10 protein-coding genes and 1 pseudogene are annotated in these 14263 nt (G+C 56.2%); 9 read left to right on the top strand and 2 right to left on the bottom strand.

The genetic code is table 11. From position 1 onward, the window contains the following. Positions 1-32: 32 nt before the first annotated feature. The 6 genes and pseudogenes from ACS3QZ_RS10655 (at position 33) to ACS3QZ_RS10630 (ending at position 8756) form a co-directional block, all read left to right on the top strand. Positions 33-1898: a GAF domain-containing protein gene (locus ACS3QZ_RS10655; protein ID WP_456037807.1), complete on the top strand. Its 1866-nt coding sequence runs from the start codon at positions 33-35 to the stop codon at positions 1896-1898. A 3-nt stretch (positions 1899-1901) separates the two neighbouring features. Beyond that, positions 1902-4058 (top strand): PqqD family peptide modification chaperone, encoded by a 2157-nt coding sequence (locus ACS3QZ_RS10650; protein ID WP_456037806.1) that lies wholly within the window; start codon positions 1902-1904, stop codon positions 4056-4058. 126 nt (positions 4059-4184) lie between these two features. Further along, positions 4185-5057: a SapC family protein gene (locus ACS3QZ_RS10645; protein WP_456037805.1), complete on the top strand. Its 873-nt coding sequence runs from the start codon at positions 4185-4187 to the stop codon at positions 5055-5057. Beyond that, positions 5050-7080: a preprotein translocase subunit SecA gene (locus ACS3QZ_RS10640; RefSeq protein WP_456037804.1), complete on the top strand. Its 2031-nt coding sequence runs from the start codon at positions 5050-5052 to the stop codon at positions 7078-7080. Before ACS3QZ_RS10645 ends, ACS3QZ_RS10640 begins: the two co-directional genes overlap by 8 nt. After that, positions 7077-7898 carry an efflux RND transporter periplasmic adaptor subunit gene (locus ACS3QZ_RS10635; RefSeq protein WP_456037803.1) on the top strand — a complete coding sequence of 274 codons (822 nt, stop codon included), beginning with the start codon at positions 7077-7079 and terminating at the stop codon, positions 7896-7898. Before ACS3QZ_RS10640 ends, ACS3QZ_RS10635 begins: the two co-directional genes overlap by 4 nt. 153 nt (positions 7899-8051) lie before the next feature. Continuing rightward, positions 8052-8756 (top strand): annotated as a pseudogene (locus tag ACS3QZ_RS10630) (IS6 family transposase). 346 nt (positions 8757-9102) lie between these two features. Here ACS3QZ_RS10630 and ACS3QZ_RS10625 read toward each other — a convergent pair. Continuing rightward, positions 9103-9860, bottom strand: a protein-coding gene (locus tag ACS3QZ_RS10625) for an IS5 family transposase (protein WP_456037200.1) whose coding sequence is annotated in 2 segments (ribosomal slippage) — positions 9103-9542 and positions 9542-9860 — 759 coding nt in all. Because the reading frame shifts where the segments join, the coding sequence is not laid out codon by codon here. 114 nt (positions 9861-9974) lie between these two features. On the opposite strand from ACS3QZ_RS10625, the gene ACS3QZ_RS10620 reads away from it, so the two are divergent. After that, positions 9975-11159, top strand: coding sequence for a sugar ABC transporter ATP-binding protein (locus ACS3QZ_RS10620; protein ID WP_456037802.1), 1185 nt, complete (start codon positions 9975-9977; stop codon positions 11157-11159). Further along, the gene (locus ACS3QZ_RS10615) at positions 11156-12166 is read left to right on the top strand and encodes an ABC transporter permease (RefSeq protein WP_456037801.1); all 1011 of its coding nucleotides are present in this window, start codon (positions 11156-11158) and stop codon (positions 12164-12166) included. Before ACS3QZ_RS10620 ends, ACS3QZ_RS10615 begins: the two co-directional genes overlap by 4 nt. A gap of 107 nt (positions 12167-12273) precedes the next feature. Here the strand turns inward: ACS3QZ_RS10615 and ACS3QZ_RS10610 are convergent, their stop codons facing one another. Further along, positions 12274-12840 (bottom strand): cupin domain-containing protein, encoded by a 567-nt coding sequence (locus tag ACS3QZ_RS10610; RefSeq protein WP_456037800.1) that lies wholly within the window; start codon positions 12838-12840, stop codon positions 12274-12276. A gap of 144 nt (positions 12841-12984) precedes the next feature. Between ACS3QZ_RS10610 and ACS3QZ_RS10605 the strand changes: the two genes are divergently transcribed. Beyond that, positions 12985-14262, top strand: a complete 1278-nt coding sequence (locus ACS3QZ_RS10605) for a 4-aminobutyrate--2-oxoglutarate transaminase (RefSeq protein ID WP_456037799.1) — start codon at positions 12985-12987, stop codon at positions 14260-14262. The last annotated feature ends 1 nt before the right edge of the window (position 14263 follow it).

Here is a 14263-nt window from a genome sequence, read left to right as displayed (position 1 = left end):
GTTTGGTTGGGATCGGAGGAACCCGCAAGTAAATGACTACGGACAATCCTGCCGATCCGGCTAATCATCGTACTGGCGACACGGGACAGGTCAGCTACGCGATTTTTGACCAGGCGCTTTGGAACCAGTTCTCTGGCGCCCGGTCCATTACCGAATATCTTGGCGCTTGGCTGGCGCTGATGTGCCGCAGTATTTCCGGCGCGAAAGCGGCTGTCGTGGTTTTGGGTGATCCCGACACCGGGCCATTTTCGTCGGCTGCGCATTGGCCTGAAGAGAAAGATGTCGGGCAGGCGCTGATGGCGGCGACCGAACAGGCGCTTGGAAAACGCCAGCCAGTGATGGCCAAGACGGACACTACGAACGAAATTTCTTTACCAATCCTTGTCGATGACCAGCTTTATGGTGCGGCATCCGTTACGCTTGAAAACTCTGGATTGGCACCGGTCGAGGCGCTCCGCCATCTTCGGTGGGCCTCCGGCTGGATCGAAGTCGTGCTGCGGCGTGATCAAGGACAAACCTTTGAAAAATTGCAATCCCGCACGGCCTCGGCGCTCGCGATGCTGGCGACGGTTCTTGAGCAGAAACGCTTCTCCGGCGCGGCCAATGCTCTTGTGACAGAGCTCGCCCAGTCTCTGGATTGCGATCCAGTCAGTCTGGGCTTCGTGCGGCGCAAGAACGTCAAGATGTCGGCCATCAGCCATGCTGCCGGATTTGGCAAACGGATGAGTCTGATCCGTGATATCCGCGCAGCGATGAACGAGGCCATAGATCAGGAAGCGGTGGTTCTTTTCCCGGTTCCAGAAGGGTGGGATTTTCGCGTCACTTTGGCACACGAAGAGCTTTCGCGAGCGCACAAGGCGGATTCCGTCCTCACCGTGCCAATCCAGTATGACGGCGAAATCATCGGCGCGCTGACTCTGGAGCGTACGAGTGACCGCGCGTTTGATGAAGATACCGTTGCCTTGGTGGATGCTATCGCCACGGTTGTTGGTCCGGTGCTGGAGGAAAAACGCCGCAACGACCGCTTTGTCATCACCAAGATTTTCGAGTCGCTGGGCAATCAGCTTGTGGCGCTGCTGGGGCCGCGGAATTTTGGCCGCAAATTCGCGACCATCCTTTTCATTGCTGTGGTTTGGTTCTTCGCCAACAAAACAACCACGTTCAAGGTCACGGCGCCAGCCGAATTGCAGGGGGCTATCCAGCGGACAGTCGTGGCCCCGTTCAATGGCTATCTGGCTGATGAAACTGTGCAGGCGGGTTCCTTGGTGGAAGAAGGGCAGGTTCTGGCGCGGTTGGATGATCGGGATCTTGTGCTGGAACGATTGCGCATGACGACAACGCGCGCGCAAAGGCAGGCGGAATATGACCTGGCCCTGGCCAACCGCGAGCGCGCCGAGGCCAACATTATCGAAAGTCAGATACGTCAGGTTGAAAGCCAGATTTCACTCGTTGACGAACAAATTGCCCGAACCGAAATTCGGGCGCCATTTTCCGGGGTCGTCGTCACGGGCGATCTCAGCCAATCAATCGGTGCGACGGTCGAGCGTGGCGAAGAGCTATTCAAAATCGCACCGTTGGATGGCTGGCGCGTGGTGCTTGAGGTGGATGAGGCGGATCTAGCCGAAGTCCAGACCGGTCAGATCGGACAGTTGCGGGTTGCCTCTCTGCCCGACTTGCCTTTGAACTATACTATCGATCGGATCACGCCTGTGTCGGACCAGCGCGAGGGGCGGAACTTCTTTCGTGTCTATGCGGACCTGGACACGTCAGATGTCCGCCTGCGCCCTGGTATGGAGGGCATCGCCCGCACCGATATCGACGAACGACTGCTGATTTCGGTCTGGGTGCGTCCGCTCGTCAATTGGGCGAAGCTTACCTTGTGGCGTTGGCGGCCCTAAGCCATGGAAAAGTCGTTCCTATCATCAAACTGGTACCGCGCTGCCAATCTCAAACCCAGGCTAAGGCGCCATGCGCAGTTGTTTCGTTCGCGGTATCGGGGACAACTATGGTATGTGTTGCAGGACAGGACTTCCGGTCGGTTCCACCGTTTTTCCCCGTCCAGCTACCGCATCATCTCCATGCTCGATGGCAAGCGGACGGTGCAGGAGATTTGGGATATCGCCTGTGACCAGTTGGACGACGAGACACTGACCCAAGATGAAGTTCTCCGGCTGCTCGGGCAGTTGCATACGGCGGACGTGTTGCTTGGCGATCTTCCTCCCGATATCGCGGAAATGTCAGAACGTGGGGAACGTCAGCGCAACCGCAAGTTCCTTATGAGCTTCATGAACCCGCTGGCGGTCAGGTTGCCATTGATTGACCCTGATGATTTTGTCTCGGCGACGATGCCGTTGGTGCGTCCGATTATTTCCTGGTTTGGGGCTCTGATTTGGGTGGCCGTTGTCGGATACGGCGCCTTCCTGGCATTGTCCCACTGGGACGAGTTGACCGAAAATGTGGTCGACCGGGTGCTAACTGCGGAAAACCTGGCATTGCTTGGGCTCTGTTACGTGTTCGTCAAAGCAGTTCATGAATTGGGCCACGCCTATGTTGTGAAACGATGGGGGGGAGAGGTTCATGAAATCGGCGTGATGTTTCTGGTCTTCATGCCTGTTCCCTACGTGGACGCTTCAGATTCAATGCGTTTCTCGTCGAAATGGCAACGCGCGCTTGTCGGTGGGGCAGGCATTCTGGTCGAAGCTTTTTTGGCCGGAGTGGCCATGATTGTCTGGCTGAATGCCGAAGATGGCTTTGTGCGGGCCTTTGCCTTTAACACGATGTTGATTGGTGGCGTTTCCACGTTACTGTTCAATGGCAATCCGCTGCTAAAATTTGATGGCTATTATGTGCTGTCAGATATCATCGAGATCCCGAACCTTGCACAACGTTCCAAAGATCATCTCGCTTATCTAGTAAAGCGGTATCTGTTCGGCCTGAAGCATCTACAGGGGCCGGCAACAGCACGGGGCGAACCTTTTTGGTTCACATTCTACGGCGTCGCGTCATTTGTTTATCGCCTGTTCATCACATTTTCGATTGTGCTGTTTGTCAGCACAAAGTTCTTTTTTCTCGGAATCATCATGGCGATCTGGGCAGTGGTGCTCATGTTCATCTGGCCGCTGCTGAAACAGATCTGGTTCTTGTTCACCAGTCCGGTTTTGCGCCGTCACCGAAGTCGCGCATTTGTCGTGACCGGCGTTTTTGTCGGTATTCTGGCTGTGGTTCTTTTCGGCACGCCGGTGCCGCATGCCACAGTTGCCGAAGGTGTCGTCTGGGTGCCTGGAAATCGCATCGTGCACAGCGAGGCAGACGGCATCATTACCAAGCTTGATGTGCAGCCGGGAGAGTTCGTTTCCGAAGGAAAGCCGCTGTTACTGCTGGAGGACCCGTTTGTTGCCGCAAGGGTGCGGATGTTGGATGAGTATATCGTCGAACTGCGCCGGCGGCTGACGGCACAGGATTTCACGGACAGGTCTGCGGCCCGGGTGCTGCAGGAAGAATTGCGTGCAGCGCGTGCGGACCGCGAACTGACGCTGGCGCGCATGGAGCAACTGACGATCAAGGCCACGGCTCCGGGTGCTGTACTGTTGCCGCGCGGCGAAGATCAGGTAGGCCGATTTGTGCGCAAGGGGGAGGTCGTGGCTTACATCACCGACTTCAAAGACCCGCTTATTCGCGTGATCGTACCGGAAGAACGCAGCGATCTGGTGCGCAGCGAAACCAAAAGCCTAGCGCTGCGATTCGCCTCGGAACCGGATCGAATCGTGCCTGCACACGTCAGGCGGGAGGTCCCGGCATTGTCTGCAACCCTTCCCTCTATGGCGCTTTCAACCGAAGGCGGCGGGCAAATTCCGCTCGACCCAAGCCAAGGTGCTGGCGTCGGACAAAGGCTTGCCCTGTCCAAGTTACTGCATCTGGATGTTGCTCTGCCCGAAGGTAGCACATTTCGTGGTCTGGGGGAGAGGGTCTATGTCCGGTTTGACCACGGCAGCGAACCGATGGCGAAACAGATGTACCGTGTTGCCAGGCAAATATTCTTACGTCAGTTCAGTCTCTAGAGACATTTGCAAACAAACTGTTTCCCAGAAACGGTAAATTTTTCTTGTTCTGATAGGGGGAACCGCCGACAATTCGTTTGTTTCCGTAAGACAATCGTCGAGAATTTTTGCAGATAAGGAACAAACATGACCCAGTTGCTTTTTTACGAGAATGCCGTTCCGGTTTCGTCAGAGCGCCACAAATCGATCTCTGTCAAAACCGGTGCGAATTACAAATTCGCTGAAAAAGTGAACTCTGTTCCGCTGACGGCGATCGAATTTGGCCAGGCTTCGGTAGAGTACCCCATTGTGTTTTCCGGCAATGACGAAGCGGTAATGCCTTGCGCCATTCTTGGTGCAACAGCAACAAAGAACCTATTCGTTCAGGATGACGGAACCTGGGGCGGTAAATATGTCCCGGCGTTTGTGCGCCGCTACCCTTTTGTTTTCGCCCAGGATAAATCGGCCAATAACCTGATCCTGCATATCGACGAAAGCTATGATGGCTGCAACAAGGAAGGGCGTGGAGAACGCCTGTTCGATTCAGACGGATCGCAAACCCAGTACCTGAAAAATGTGCTGGCATTTCTTCAGGATTACCAGCAGCGTTTTAATCGCACGCAGATTTTCTGCAAACGTCTTGTTGATCTGGGGCTACTTCGGCCGATGGAGGCTCAATTCAACCTACCAACGGGGCAACGTCAGTCGCTTTCTGGCTTCCAGACAGTGGATCGCGAAAAGCTCAAGGCGCTTTCCGACGAGGATCTGGGCAACATGATGCGCACGGACGAGTTGGAATGCATCTATCTGCATTTGTCATCGCTGCGTCATTTCGGCTCGATTGCGGAACGGTTCTCGATGGACGGTGATGACGGGTCGGAAACCCAGGTGGGATCCGAGACCGATACCGTCGTGGAAGATGCCGAAGTGGTTTCGGAAGAAGCCGGCGGCGTAGAGGACAAGAAAGCCTCGGCAAAATCAAACGGATCAGAGAAGAAATCTGCCAAGTCGGATGCTTAACGACGGGGTGGCAGCTGTTCATTCTATCAATGCCGCGCAATCGCGCGGCACATTCGCTTCTCCTGTTCTGCAGCTTTACCCTGAAAAGGAAGAGCCCCGGCATCATTGGCTTGATCCTGCGGAGTCGGCTGTGCGGTTTGTTGGAGAACGGCTTTCGGCGCCGGTTTTTCGCTATCGGCTGCGGGTCTTGATGTGGCGCGTTGGTCGAAGGGCATCCAGATACGAGAAACTTGATGAACGTGCGCTGGATGCCGAGATTGCCAAAACTCGCATAAAGGTGCGCCGCAGTGGCTTGACCGATGCCAATCTCGTCGAGTGTTTTGCTGTTATTCGCGAAGCTTCTCGTCGGACGCTTGGCCTTTTCCATCACAATGTTCAGGTCCTTGGTGCCCTTGCAATTGCGCGAGGCGCCGTGGCGGAAATGGAAACCGGAGAAGGCAAGTCTCTGACGGCCACGCTTGCGGTCGGCGCGGCTGGCATGGCGGGAATGCCTGCCCATGTCGTGACGGTGAATGACTATCTTGCCAAACGCGATGCAGAAGTCATGGAGCCGCTTTATTCACGGCTTGGCCTGACGGTTGGGGCTCTGGAACATGGCATACGTCCGGACGAGCGTCGGGCCATCTATTTGAGAGATGTGGTTTACGCGTCCAACAAGGAGATCGTGTTTGATTATCTGCGCGACAGGGTGAAATTCGGGGGGGCGCCGCGAAATACGCACGTGAAGTTGCAGCAATTCTTTGGTTCAACCGACCTGGACGATCCGCCTGTCATGAGAGGTTTGCATTTTGCCGTGGTCGACGAAGCCGATAGTGTTCTGGTGGACGAGGCCCGAACGCCGCTGATCCTATCAAGCGAAACGGATGCCGAGGCGGAACGGCTTTGGGCCGAAACGGCGCACCGCCTGGCGAAGTCCCTTTTTGAAGGCCGCGACTACAAGATCCATCGCCGCGAAAGGCGTATCGAACTAACCAAACGCGGAAAAAAAACCCTCGAACGGACGGGGGCTTATGTGGGCGGCATCTGGGAAAACCGTATTCGGAGGGAACAGGCGGTGCGCCAAGCGCTCGCCGTCACGTTTCTGTATCACGAAGGCGATCATTATATCATTTCGGACGGCAAGGTGGTGATCGTCGACGAATACACCGGGCGCGCGATGGAAGAGCGTTCCTGGAGCGATGGTATGCATCAGCTTGTCGAGTTCAAAGAGGGTGTCGAGGTGACGGCTCGCAAGGATGTTCTGGCCCGGATGACCTATCAGCGTTTTTTTCGCAGATATCGCCATTTGGCGGGCATGACCGGCACTGCGCGTGAAGTTATCGCCGAACTCAGTTCAGTGTATCATTTGAATGTGGTTTCAATCCCGACCAATGTTCCGTCCCAGCGCAGGCGGCTCGGGGTGCGCGTGTTCTCGACATCAGAAAAACGCTGGAAAGCGGTTGCGGAACGCGTGTTGCAATTGCGACGTGAGGGGCGCCCTGTCTTGGTCGGTACGCGCTCGGTTGGCGCATCTGAGGTCGCATCCGAAGCGCTGAGCAAGCTCAACGTACCGCACGAGTTGCTGAACGCGAAGAACGATGCCCGCGAGGCCGAGGTCATCGCAAGAGCAGGAGAGCGCGGCATGGTCTTGGTTGCCACCAATATGGCCGGACGTGGCGTTGACATTTCGTTGGGCGACGGGGTCGCGGGTTTAGGGGGGCTGCATGTCATCCTGACAGAGCGCCACGATTCCAAGCGCATAGACCGCCAACTGGAAGGGCGTGCTGCCCGGCGAGGAGAGCCGGGATCAAGTGAAGCGATGTTGTCTTACCAGGACACCATACTGGAAATGACCGCCGCTGGGAGAAGCTTCGCGGCCAAGCTGGCGCGTATGCCGGGCGCACCGGGGAGGTGGGTCGCGTTGCATGTGTTCCGCAAGGCGCAGCGGAAGGCCGAAAATGCCCATGCAAAAGCCCGACGGATCCTGTTGGATCAAGATCGGAGACTCGGCATTATGCTGGCTTTCACCAGTAAATCAGAATGAATAAGGTATTTGAGATGCGCGTCCCTCTTTTTCTGTCGGCTGCATTGTTCTTTGTGGGTGCGGCGCCCGTTGTGGCAGAACGGTTTGATTGTGTGATTTCACCTGCGGTAACTGTCAGGGTGGGGACTCCGGTACCGGGATTGCTGGAGGAAGTTTTAGTAGACCAAGGTGACCGGCTGGTGCGCGGGCAAAAAATTGCCGCGCTGCATTCCGAAGTCGAAAGCAAGACACTGGAATTACTGGCAGTTCAGGCGCGCAGCACGGCCGAAATCGAAGCGCAGGAAAGCAGACTGTCATTGAGTAAGAAACGTCTCGAAAGGGTCCGGGATCTGGTTGAGCGGGAAGTCGCGACACAAGAGCAACTTGAAGCCGTCGAAGCGGAAACCGAAGTGATTATCCGAGAGCGTGCGATTGCCGAAATGCGCCGTCAGGTAATGTTACTGGAGCTTGAACGCGCCGAAGCGCAAATTGAGCGCAGGACCATTCGCAGCCCATTGGACGGGGTGGTTGTGGCGCGCCATCTGTTTGGCGGCGAGTTTTTTGCGACCGAGGACAGCGTCGTGACGATCGCCAAAGTAGACCCGCTTCATGTCGTCGCGTTTTTGCCCGTTTCGCTCTATCGATCAATCAAGGTCAATGGGACCTACTCCATTTTTCCCGAACCGCCCGTGGAAGGGGAGTATCCCGCGAAAATAAGCGTAATCGATAGCGTTTTTGACGCGGCTTCCGGAACTTTTGGTATTCGCCTGGAGCTGGCTAATCCTGACGGACACATTCCAGCTGGTCACAGATGCCAAGTGGAAATCAATTTTGATTGATTGGTGTATTGGCAGGCCATGTCGGAGCGATGGCCCTTGAGGCTGGAAGAGGTGGTATCTGATGGACCATGCCTGCGGCAGGGCAGGGTACCGATTGGCGCTGTCAAAGGAACTTAAGTTGAAGCGGGCAGGGCGCTGGCATAGCGTCCTGCCATGACAATACGTTCCCTGTTTCGTTACTCCAAAACGTGCCCGGAAATCATCCGCTCGGCGGAGATGCGCTATGTTAGGCTTCCATTGTCGCTTCGCAATGTGGAGGATCTTCTCCACGCGCGCGGCGTTGATGTAATCCATGAAGCCGCACGATATTGGTGACATCACTTTGGTTCGATGTTCTCCTTTGAGATCAGGAAACGTCTTATTGCCGGTATGAAATACAGCAACTGGCCTTGGCATCCGGCCGAGATGTTCGTGAAGATCAACTGTGAGACGCACTATCTCTGCCGGGCCGTCGACCACGAGGTCGAGGATCTGGAAAGCCAATTGGAAAAGACACGGGACAAGAAAGCGGTTTCGAAATTCCCTGGAAAATCGATGAAACGCCATGGTCGCCCTCACGACCTGGTGACCGACATGCTCCGCTCCTATGGCGCGGCGATGAATAACATCGGCAATGCCGAGCAGCAGGCGACGGGCCGTTGGCTGAACAATCGCGCAGAGTATTCACATCTGCCATTTCGGCGTCGCGAGCGGGCGAAGCTGCGCTTTCGGTGGGTGCGAAGTCTACAGATGTTTGCATCTGTCCACGTCTCATTTTTCAACCATTTCAATTCGGAGCGCAGCCTTTCCTCACGAACCAAATTCAAGAAGAACCGCACCGCTGCTCTCTCGGAGTGGCGCAATCTCTGCGCAACATAAAGGACAGCAATGCTGCCCTTAGGGAGACTGGTTCGAATTGGTCTGACACCTCCGCCACCGACCCCGGTCTCATTTTTCCCTGCAGAATTGGTTGCGATTAGTGCCGCGATTTCCGTCGGTTGCGGGCGGGGCTTTGGAACTGAGACGCACCGTGGCGCGGCATTTCCCTGAGCATTCTCAGAAGTCTCAGAGAGCCATTTTGGTCGGTGAGGTTTGGGGTGGGATTTCCCTGATAGGGGGCGATTAACAGGGAATTTTGTCGAAAACGGCGTGTTTTGCCCATTTTCGGCGCCGTTAACCCGAGCAATTGCAAAGGGTTAGTTCGTAAATTCCCTAGGGTCAGGACTCATAGCCAGAAAATGACGAGTGCCGCCAGCGCGATGGCTGACAGGAATACCTTTGGGGATCTGTCGTAACGGGTCGCGACCCGCCGCCAATCCTTGAGCCTGCCGAACATGATTTCTATGCGGTTGCGCCGTTTGTAGCGGCGCTTGTCGTACTTCACCGTTTTCTTCCGCTGTTTTCGACCGGGGATGCAGGCGCGTATCCCTTTGTCTTTCAAAGCTTCTCTGAACCAATCGGCGTCGTAACCACGATCTCCGAGCAGCCAATCTACTTTTGGCAGGCTGCCAACGAGAACCCGTGCGCCGGTGTAATCACTGACCTGACCGGCTGTCACAAAGAGGTTCAGAGGACGTCCTTGGCTGTCGCAAATGGCGTGCAGCTTTGTGTTCATGCCGCCCTTGGTGCGCCCAATCAGACGCCCACGCCCCCCTTTTTCACACCCAGACTGGACGCCGTGCGATGAGCCTTCAGATAGGTGGCGTCGATCATGACCGTTTTCTCTTCACCATGATCAGCAGCCAAACCAATCAGCATCTCGGCGAAGATGCCCTTGTCGCTCCAACGCTTCCAGCGATTGTAGAGTGTCTTGTGCGGGCCGTATTCCTTGGGAGCATCACGCCATCGTAACCCGTTGCGATTGATGAAGATAATGCCGCTCAGCACCCGGCGATCATCCACACGAGGTTTGCCATGGGACTTGGGGAAGAAGGGCTCAAGGCGCGCCATCTGCGCGTCGCTCAACCAGAAAAGATCAGACATGTTTACCGCTCGTTTTTCGAGTCGTGAATCATGCCGCTAACCGGAAATCAATGGGTCCTGACCCTAATCCCGACCCTGACTGTGGCGCAAAACATCTTCCTGGGCTGGGAGCCCATGAAGGGTCCTTTCATCGACCATCGCACAATGCGCAAACGTGCGCATGACATGTTGTTGGAGCTCGGATTTGACATCGATCCGAATGAGACCACTTCGCACCTGTCGCGGGCGCAGCAACAGATGGTCGAGATTACCAAGGCTTTCCATGGCGATCTCAAGGTGCTCATTCTGGATGAGCCGACAGCATCACTCACCGACAAAGAAGTCGACCACCTCTTTGAGTTCGTAAACGAGCTCAAGGCCAAGGGGGTGGGCATCATATACATTTCCCACCGTATCCAGGAATTCTCGCGGATCGCGGACCGAGTTACCGTTTTGCGCGACGGAGGCAAGATTGGCACCGTCCAGATGGAAGAAACCAATGAGGATGCTCTGGTCGAAATGATGACCGGGCGCGCCATCGACGAGATTTATCCCAAGATCGAAAAGGGGACCGGGGAAGTCCTGCTGACTGTTGAGGGCCTTGGAACGGCAGGCATTCATGATGCTTCCTTCGAGGTGCGGGCGGGCGAAGTCCTGGGTGTTGCGGGGCTTGTCGGCTCTGGCAAATCGCGCCTCTTCCGCACTGTCATGGGCCTGACCACCCGCGTGCAAGGCACGGTGAAAATGCGCGGCAAGGACATCAGTCATGCGCCGACGCGCAACATCATCAAGGAAGGCATCTATTACCTCTCGCCGGACCGGAAGGGGGAAGGGCTCGACCTTGCCAAGCCGTCCAAGGACAATCTCGCGATCAATCTTGTCATGGGGGACAAGGTTGGGGGCGACGGTCAGCTGGTCAAATGGTCCGAAGTCAACTCCGAAGCCGCAACGATCTCGGACCATGTGGAGTTGCACGAGGGTTATCGCAACAAGCCGGTGTCCCAGCTTTCGGGCGGCAATCAGCAGAAGGTCCTGTTTGGCAAGTGCTTTGGCCAGAATGCCGACATCATCATCTTTGACGAGCCCACGGTCGGTGTCGATATGGGGACCCGTGCGGCGCTTTACCTCCTAATCAAGGAATTGGCGGAGTCGGGCAAGGCCGTGGTCGTGATCTCCTCCGATCTTCCCGAGGTGATGAACCTCTCTCACCGAATGATTGTTCTGGCGCATGGCCACATCTCAGCCGAGCTGAGCGGTGACGACATGACCGAAGAACAAGTTCTCAAATACTTCGTCGATGAAACCGGAGCGAAACTATGACGACAGAAGCAAAACAGACCGGGGCCTTCGATCCCATCCGAAAAACATTCATCAAGGTTGGCGTTCTGCCGTTCTTTCTTGTTGGGGCGCTAATCATTTTCACCGCATTGTCCGACAAGTTTCTCAGCCTGCAGAACCTCGTCAACGTCGCCCGGCAGTCGGTTTATCTTGTGCTCGTGTCTATGGGACAGATGCTGGTTCTGATTTCGGGCGGTTTCGACCTGTCGGTTGGTACGTCGATTGCCTTGACGTCAGTGGTCTCCGCGCTCGGTATGGTCTGGCTCGCCGGTATTTTCCCTGACGCGATTTGGCTCGCGATCGCCCTTGGTGCTTTCATGGGCTTTGCGGCTGCAATCTCCGTCGGTTTGATCAACGGTGTCGGCGTCGCCTATTTCGATGTCTCGCCGTTCATCATGACACTGGGTGTTTCCTCTGTCGGCGCAGGCCTCGCGCTCTTCCTGACGGGTGGGGTTCCGGTTTCGGGACTACCCTTTGCCTTTGGCGACACTTTCGGGTTCGGCAGGCTCTTTGGGGTTCCCATTCCGGTGATCATCGCGGCCATCTGTATCATCGTCATGTGGCTCTTCATGTCCCGCACACGCCTCGGCACACAGGTTTATGCCGTTGGTGGAAACATCAAGGCGGCGCATCTTTCGGCGATCAACACCAAGCGCACATTGATGATGGCTTATGTGATTTGTGCCCTGATCGCGTCGTTGACCGGTTTGCTGCTCACTGCGCGCGTCGAGTCGGGCGAAGCCAACCTCGGCAGCACGATTGCACTGGAATCGATCGCAGCCTGCGTGATCGCGGGCGTGTCTTTGAGAGGCGGCATCGGTCGGGTGGAAAACGTTGTCCTCGGGGCCTTCTTCATCGTGCTTGTGCAGAACGGCATGAACCTCGCGCAGGTCAGCTCCTATATGCAGATGGTGCTCCTTGGAGCGCTACTGATCCTCGCCGTGATCTTCGATCAGATGCGTTACCGCATGATCCTCAGCGGCAACTGACGAACAAGCAAAAGACTGGGGCCGGCAACAACCGGCCCCTTTTGGTCTCAGTCATGACAGGAGAACAATCTCGAACACATGGGGCTCAGGTGCGCACAGATTGAGTGTCAGAACGTTGGGGGCGTGCACGCACTCACCAGAACGCAAGGTTCGGGTCCGACCTGGCGAAAACGATGGGGCCTTTTGCTATCGAAATAGTAGGCATCTCCGGGACCGAGTATCTTGCGTTGATCATCGACCGTTATTTCGATGCGACCTGAAATAACGACCCCGCCTTCTTCGCCTTCGTGGACGTACATGACCCGTCCGGTGTCAGCTCCGATCTCATAGGTCTCGTAGAGTATCATCATGGCACGGCCCAGCAGATCGGTTCCGACCTGTTTGAGAGACAGCCGCCCCTTCCCGATCTCCGGCAGATCTTCAGCAGCATAAAAGGTCGTCTTCTCGATCTCCGGTTCGAATTCGAAGAACTCGGAGAGGCTGACCGGGATACCGTCGAGGACTCGCCGTAACGCTCCGACAGATGGATTTGTCTTACCGGATTCCATGAGCGAGATCGTCGAGTTGGGCACGCCGGTCTTCTTGGCAAGCGCCCTTTGGGACAATCCGGCTCGCTCTCTGAGAGCCCGCAATCGGGCACCAAGAATGAGGTCTTCCTGCGTTGTGTTCATCATGTTCAGAATACCCAAAATATTGAATTTGAGTCTTTATAAATCAACTATTTAACAAGCACAAGAAATAGGCTTTTACAGCATCGTGAACGCCTACAGGATACGGAAAGCAGGCGTCGTCGCCATGATTCGAAAAGGAAGAAAACCATGTTGAACGCAGAAATCAGCACTCGCAAAGACAAAGCCATATCTCGCGGCGTCGGGATGCAGACCCAGATCTACGCCGACCGGGCAAAGAACTCGGAAGTTTGGGATGTGGAGGGAAACCGCTACATCGATTTCGCCGCGGGTATTGCCGTCGTGAACACCGGCCACTGCCATCCGAAAGTCATGGCAGCAGTGGAGCGGCAGATGGGATCCTTCACCCATACCTGTCACCAGGTGTTGCCTTACGAGAACTACGTCCGGCTTGCTGAGCGTCTGAACGCGAGCGTTTCCGGCGATTTCGATAAGAAGACAGTCTTCGTGACGACCGGAGCGGAAGCGGTCGAGAATGCGATCAAAGTGGCGCGCGCCTACACTGGCCGTCCGGCGGTCATCGCCTTCGGGGGCGGCTTTCATGGCCGCACGTTCATGGGCATGAGCCTCACGGGCAAAGTCGCACCTTACAAACAGGGCTTCGGGGCGATGATGCCCGACGTCTATCACGTGCCGTTCCCGATCGACATCCATGGGGTTTCCACGGAAGATTCGATGAATGCCTTGAACAAGCTCTTCAAGGCGGACCTTGATCCCGGGCGCGTCGCGGCGATCATTTTTGAGCCGGTGCAGGGCGAGGGCGGTTTCTATCCTGCACCTGCCGAGCTTGTGCGCGAGATCCGCGCGCTTTGTGACGAGCATGGGATTGTGATGGTCGCGGATGAGATCCAGACCGGCTTTGCGCGCACGGGCAATCTCTTTGCCATGGATGGCTATGGCGTCGCACCCGATCTGACCACGATGGCCAAGGGGCTCGCTGGTGGCTTGCCACTCGCGGCCGTTACCGGCAAGGCCGAGATCTTGGATGCCGCAGGTCCTGGCGGTCTTGGCGGAACCTACGGCGGCAACCCGCTCGGGATCGCAGCAGCCCATGCCGTTCTTGATGTCATCGAGGAAGAAGACCTCTGCGCACGCGCAAATGAGCTGGGGTCACGTCTGCGCCAGCGGCTTGAATCGATCCGCGCCACAACTCCGGAAATCGTCGACATCCGCGGCCCCGGTTTCATGGTGGCTGCAGAATTCAATACGAGCGATGGCGCGGCCCCCAGCCCTGAATTCACGCAGAAGGTTCGCGCCGAGGCTCTCAAGCGCAACCTGATCCTTCTGACCTGTGGCGTCTATGGCAACGTCATTCGCTTCCTCGCCCCGATCACCATCGAGGATGAGGTTTTTGCCGAAGCGCTCGACATTCTTGAAGCGTCGATCGCCGCCGCGCGGGAGAACTGAT

The organism is Shimia sp. W99 (genome assembly GCF_053851455.3).
Note: the sequence above shows the minus strand (reverse complement) of the source record. Positions and strands in the feature narration are given on the sequence as shown.

What these genes read in the sequence shown, in the direction of transcription:
- ACS3QZ_RS10655 (WP_456037807.1), top strand. Translation starts at nt 33, where the DNA reads ATGACTACGGACAATCCTGCCGATCCGGCTAATCATCGTACTGGCGAC.
- ACS3QZ_RS10650 (WP_456037806.1), top strand. Translation starts at nt 1,902, where the DNA reads ATGGAAAAGTCGTTCCTATCATCAAACTGGTACCGCGCTGCCAATCTC.
- ACS3QZ_RS10645 (WP_456037805.1), top strand. Translation starts at nt 4,185, where the DNA reads ATGACCCAGTTGCTTTTTTACGAGAATGCCGTTCCGGTTTCGTCAGAG.
- ACS3QZ_RS10640 (WP_456037804.1), top strand. Translation starts at nt 5,050, where the DNA reads ATGCTTAACGACGGGGTGGCAGCTGTTCATTCTATCAATGCCGCGCAA.
- ACS3QZ_RS10635 (WP_456037803.1), top strand. Translation starts at nt 7,077, where the DNA reads ATGAATAAGGTATTTGAGATGCGCGTCCCTCTTTTTCTGTCGGCTGCA.
- ACS3QZ_RS10620 (WP_456037802.1), top strand. Translation starts at nt 9,975, where the DNA reads ATGAAGGGTCCTTTCATCGACCATCGCACAATGCGCAAACGTGCGCAT.
- ACS3QZ_RS10615 (WP_456037801.1), top strand. Translation starts at nt 11,156, where the DNA reads ATGACGACAGAAGCAAAACAGACCGGGGCCTTCGATCCCATCCGAAAA.
- ACS3QZ_RS10610 (WP_456037800.1), bottom strand. Translation starts at nt 12,840, where the DNA reads ATGATGAACACAACGCAGGAAGACCTCATTCTTGGTGCCCGATTGCGG.
- ACS3QZ_RS10605 (WP_456037799.1), top strand. Translation starts at nt 12,985, where the DNA reads ATGTTGAACGCAGAAATCAGCACTCGCAAAGACAAAGCCATATCTCGC.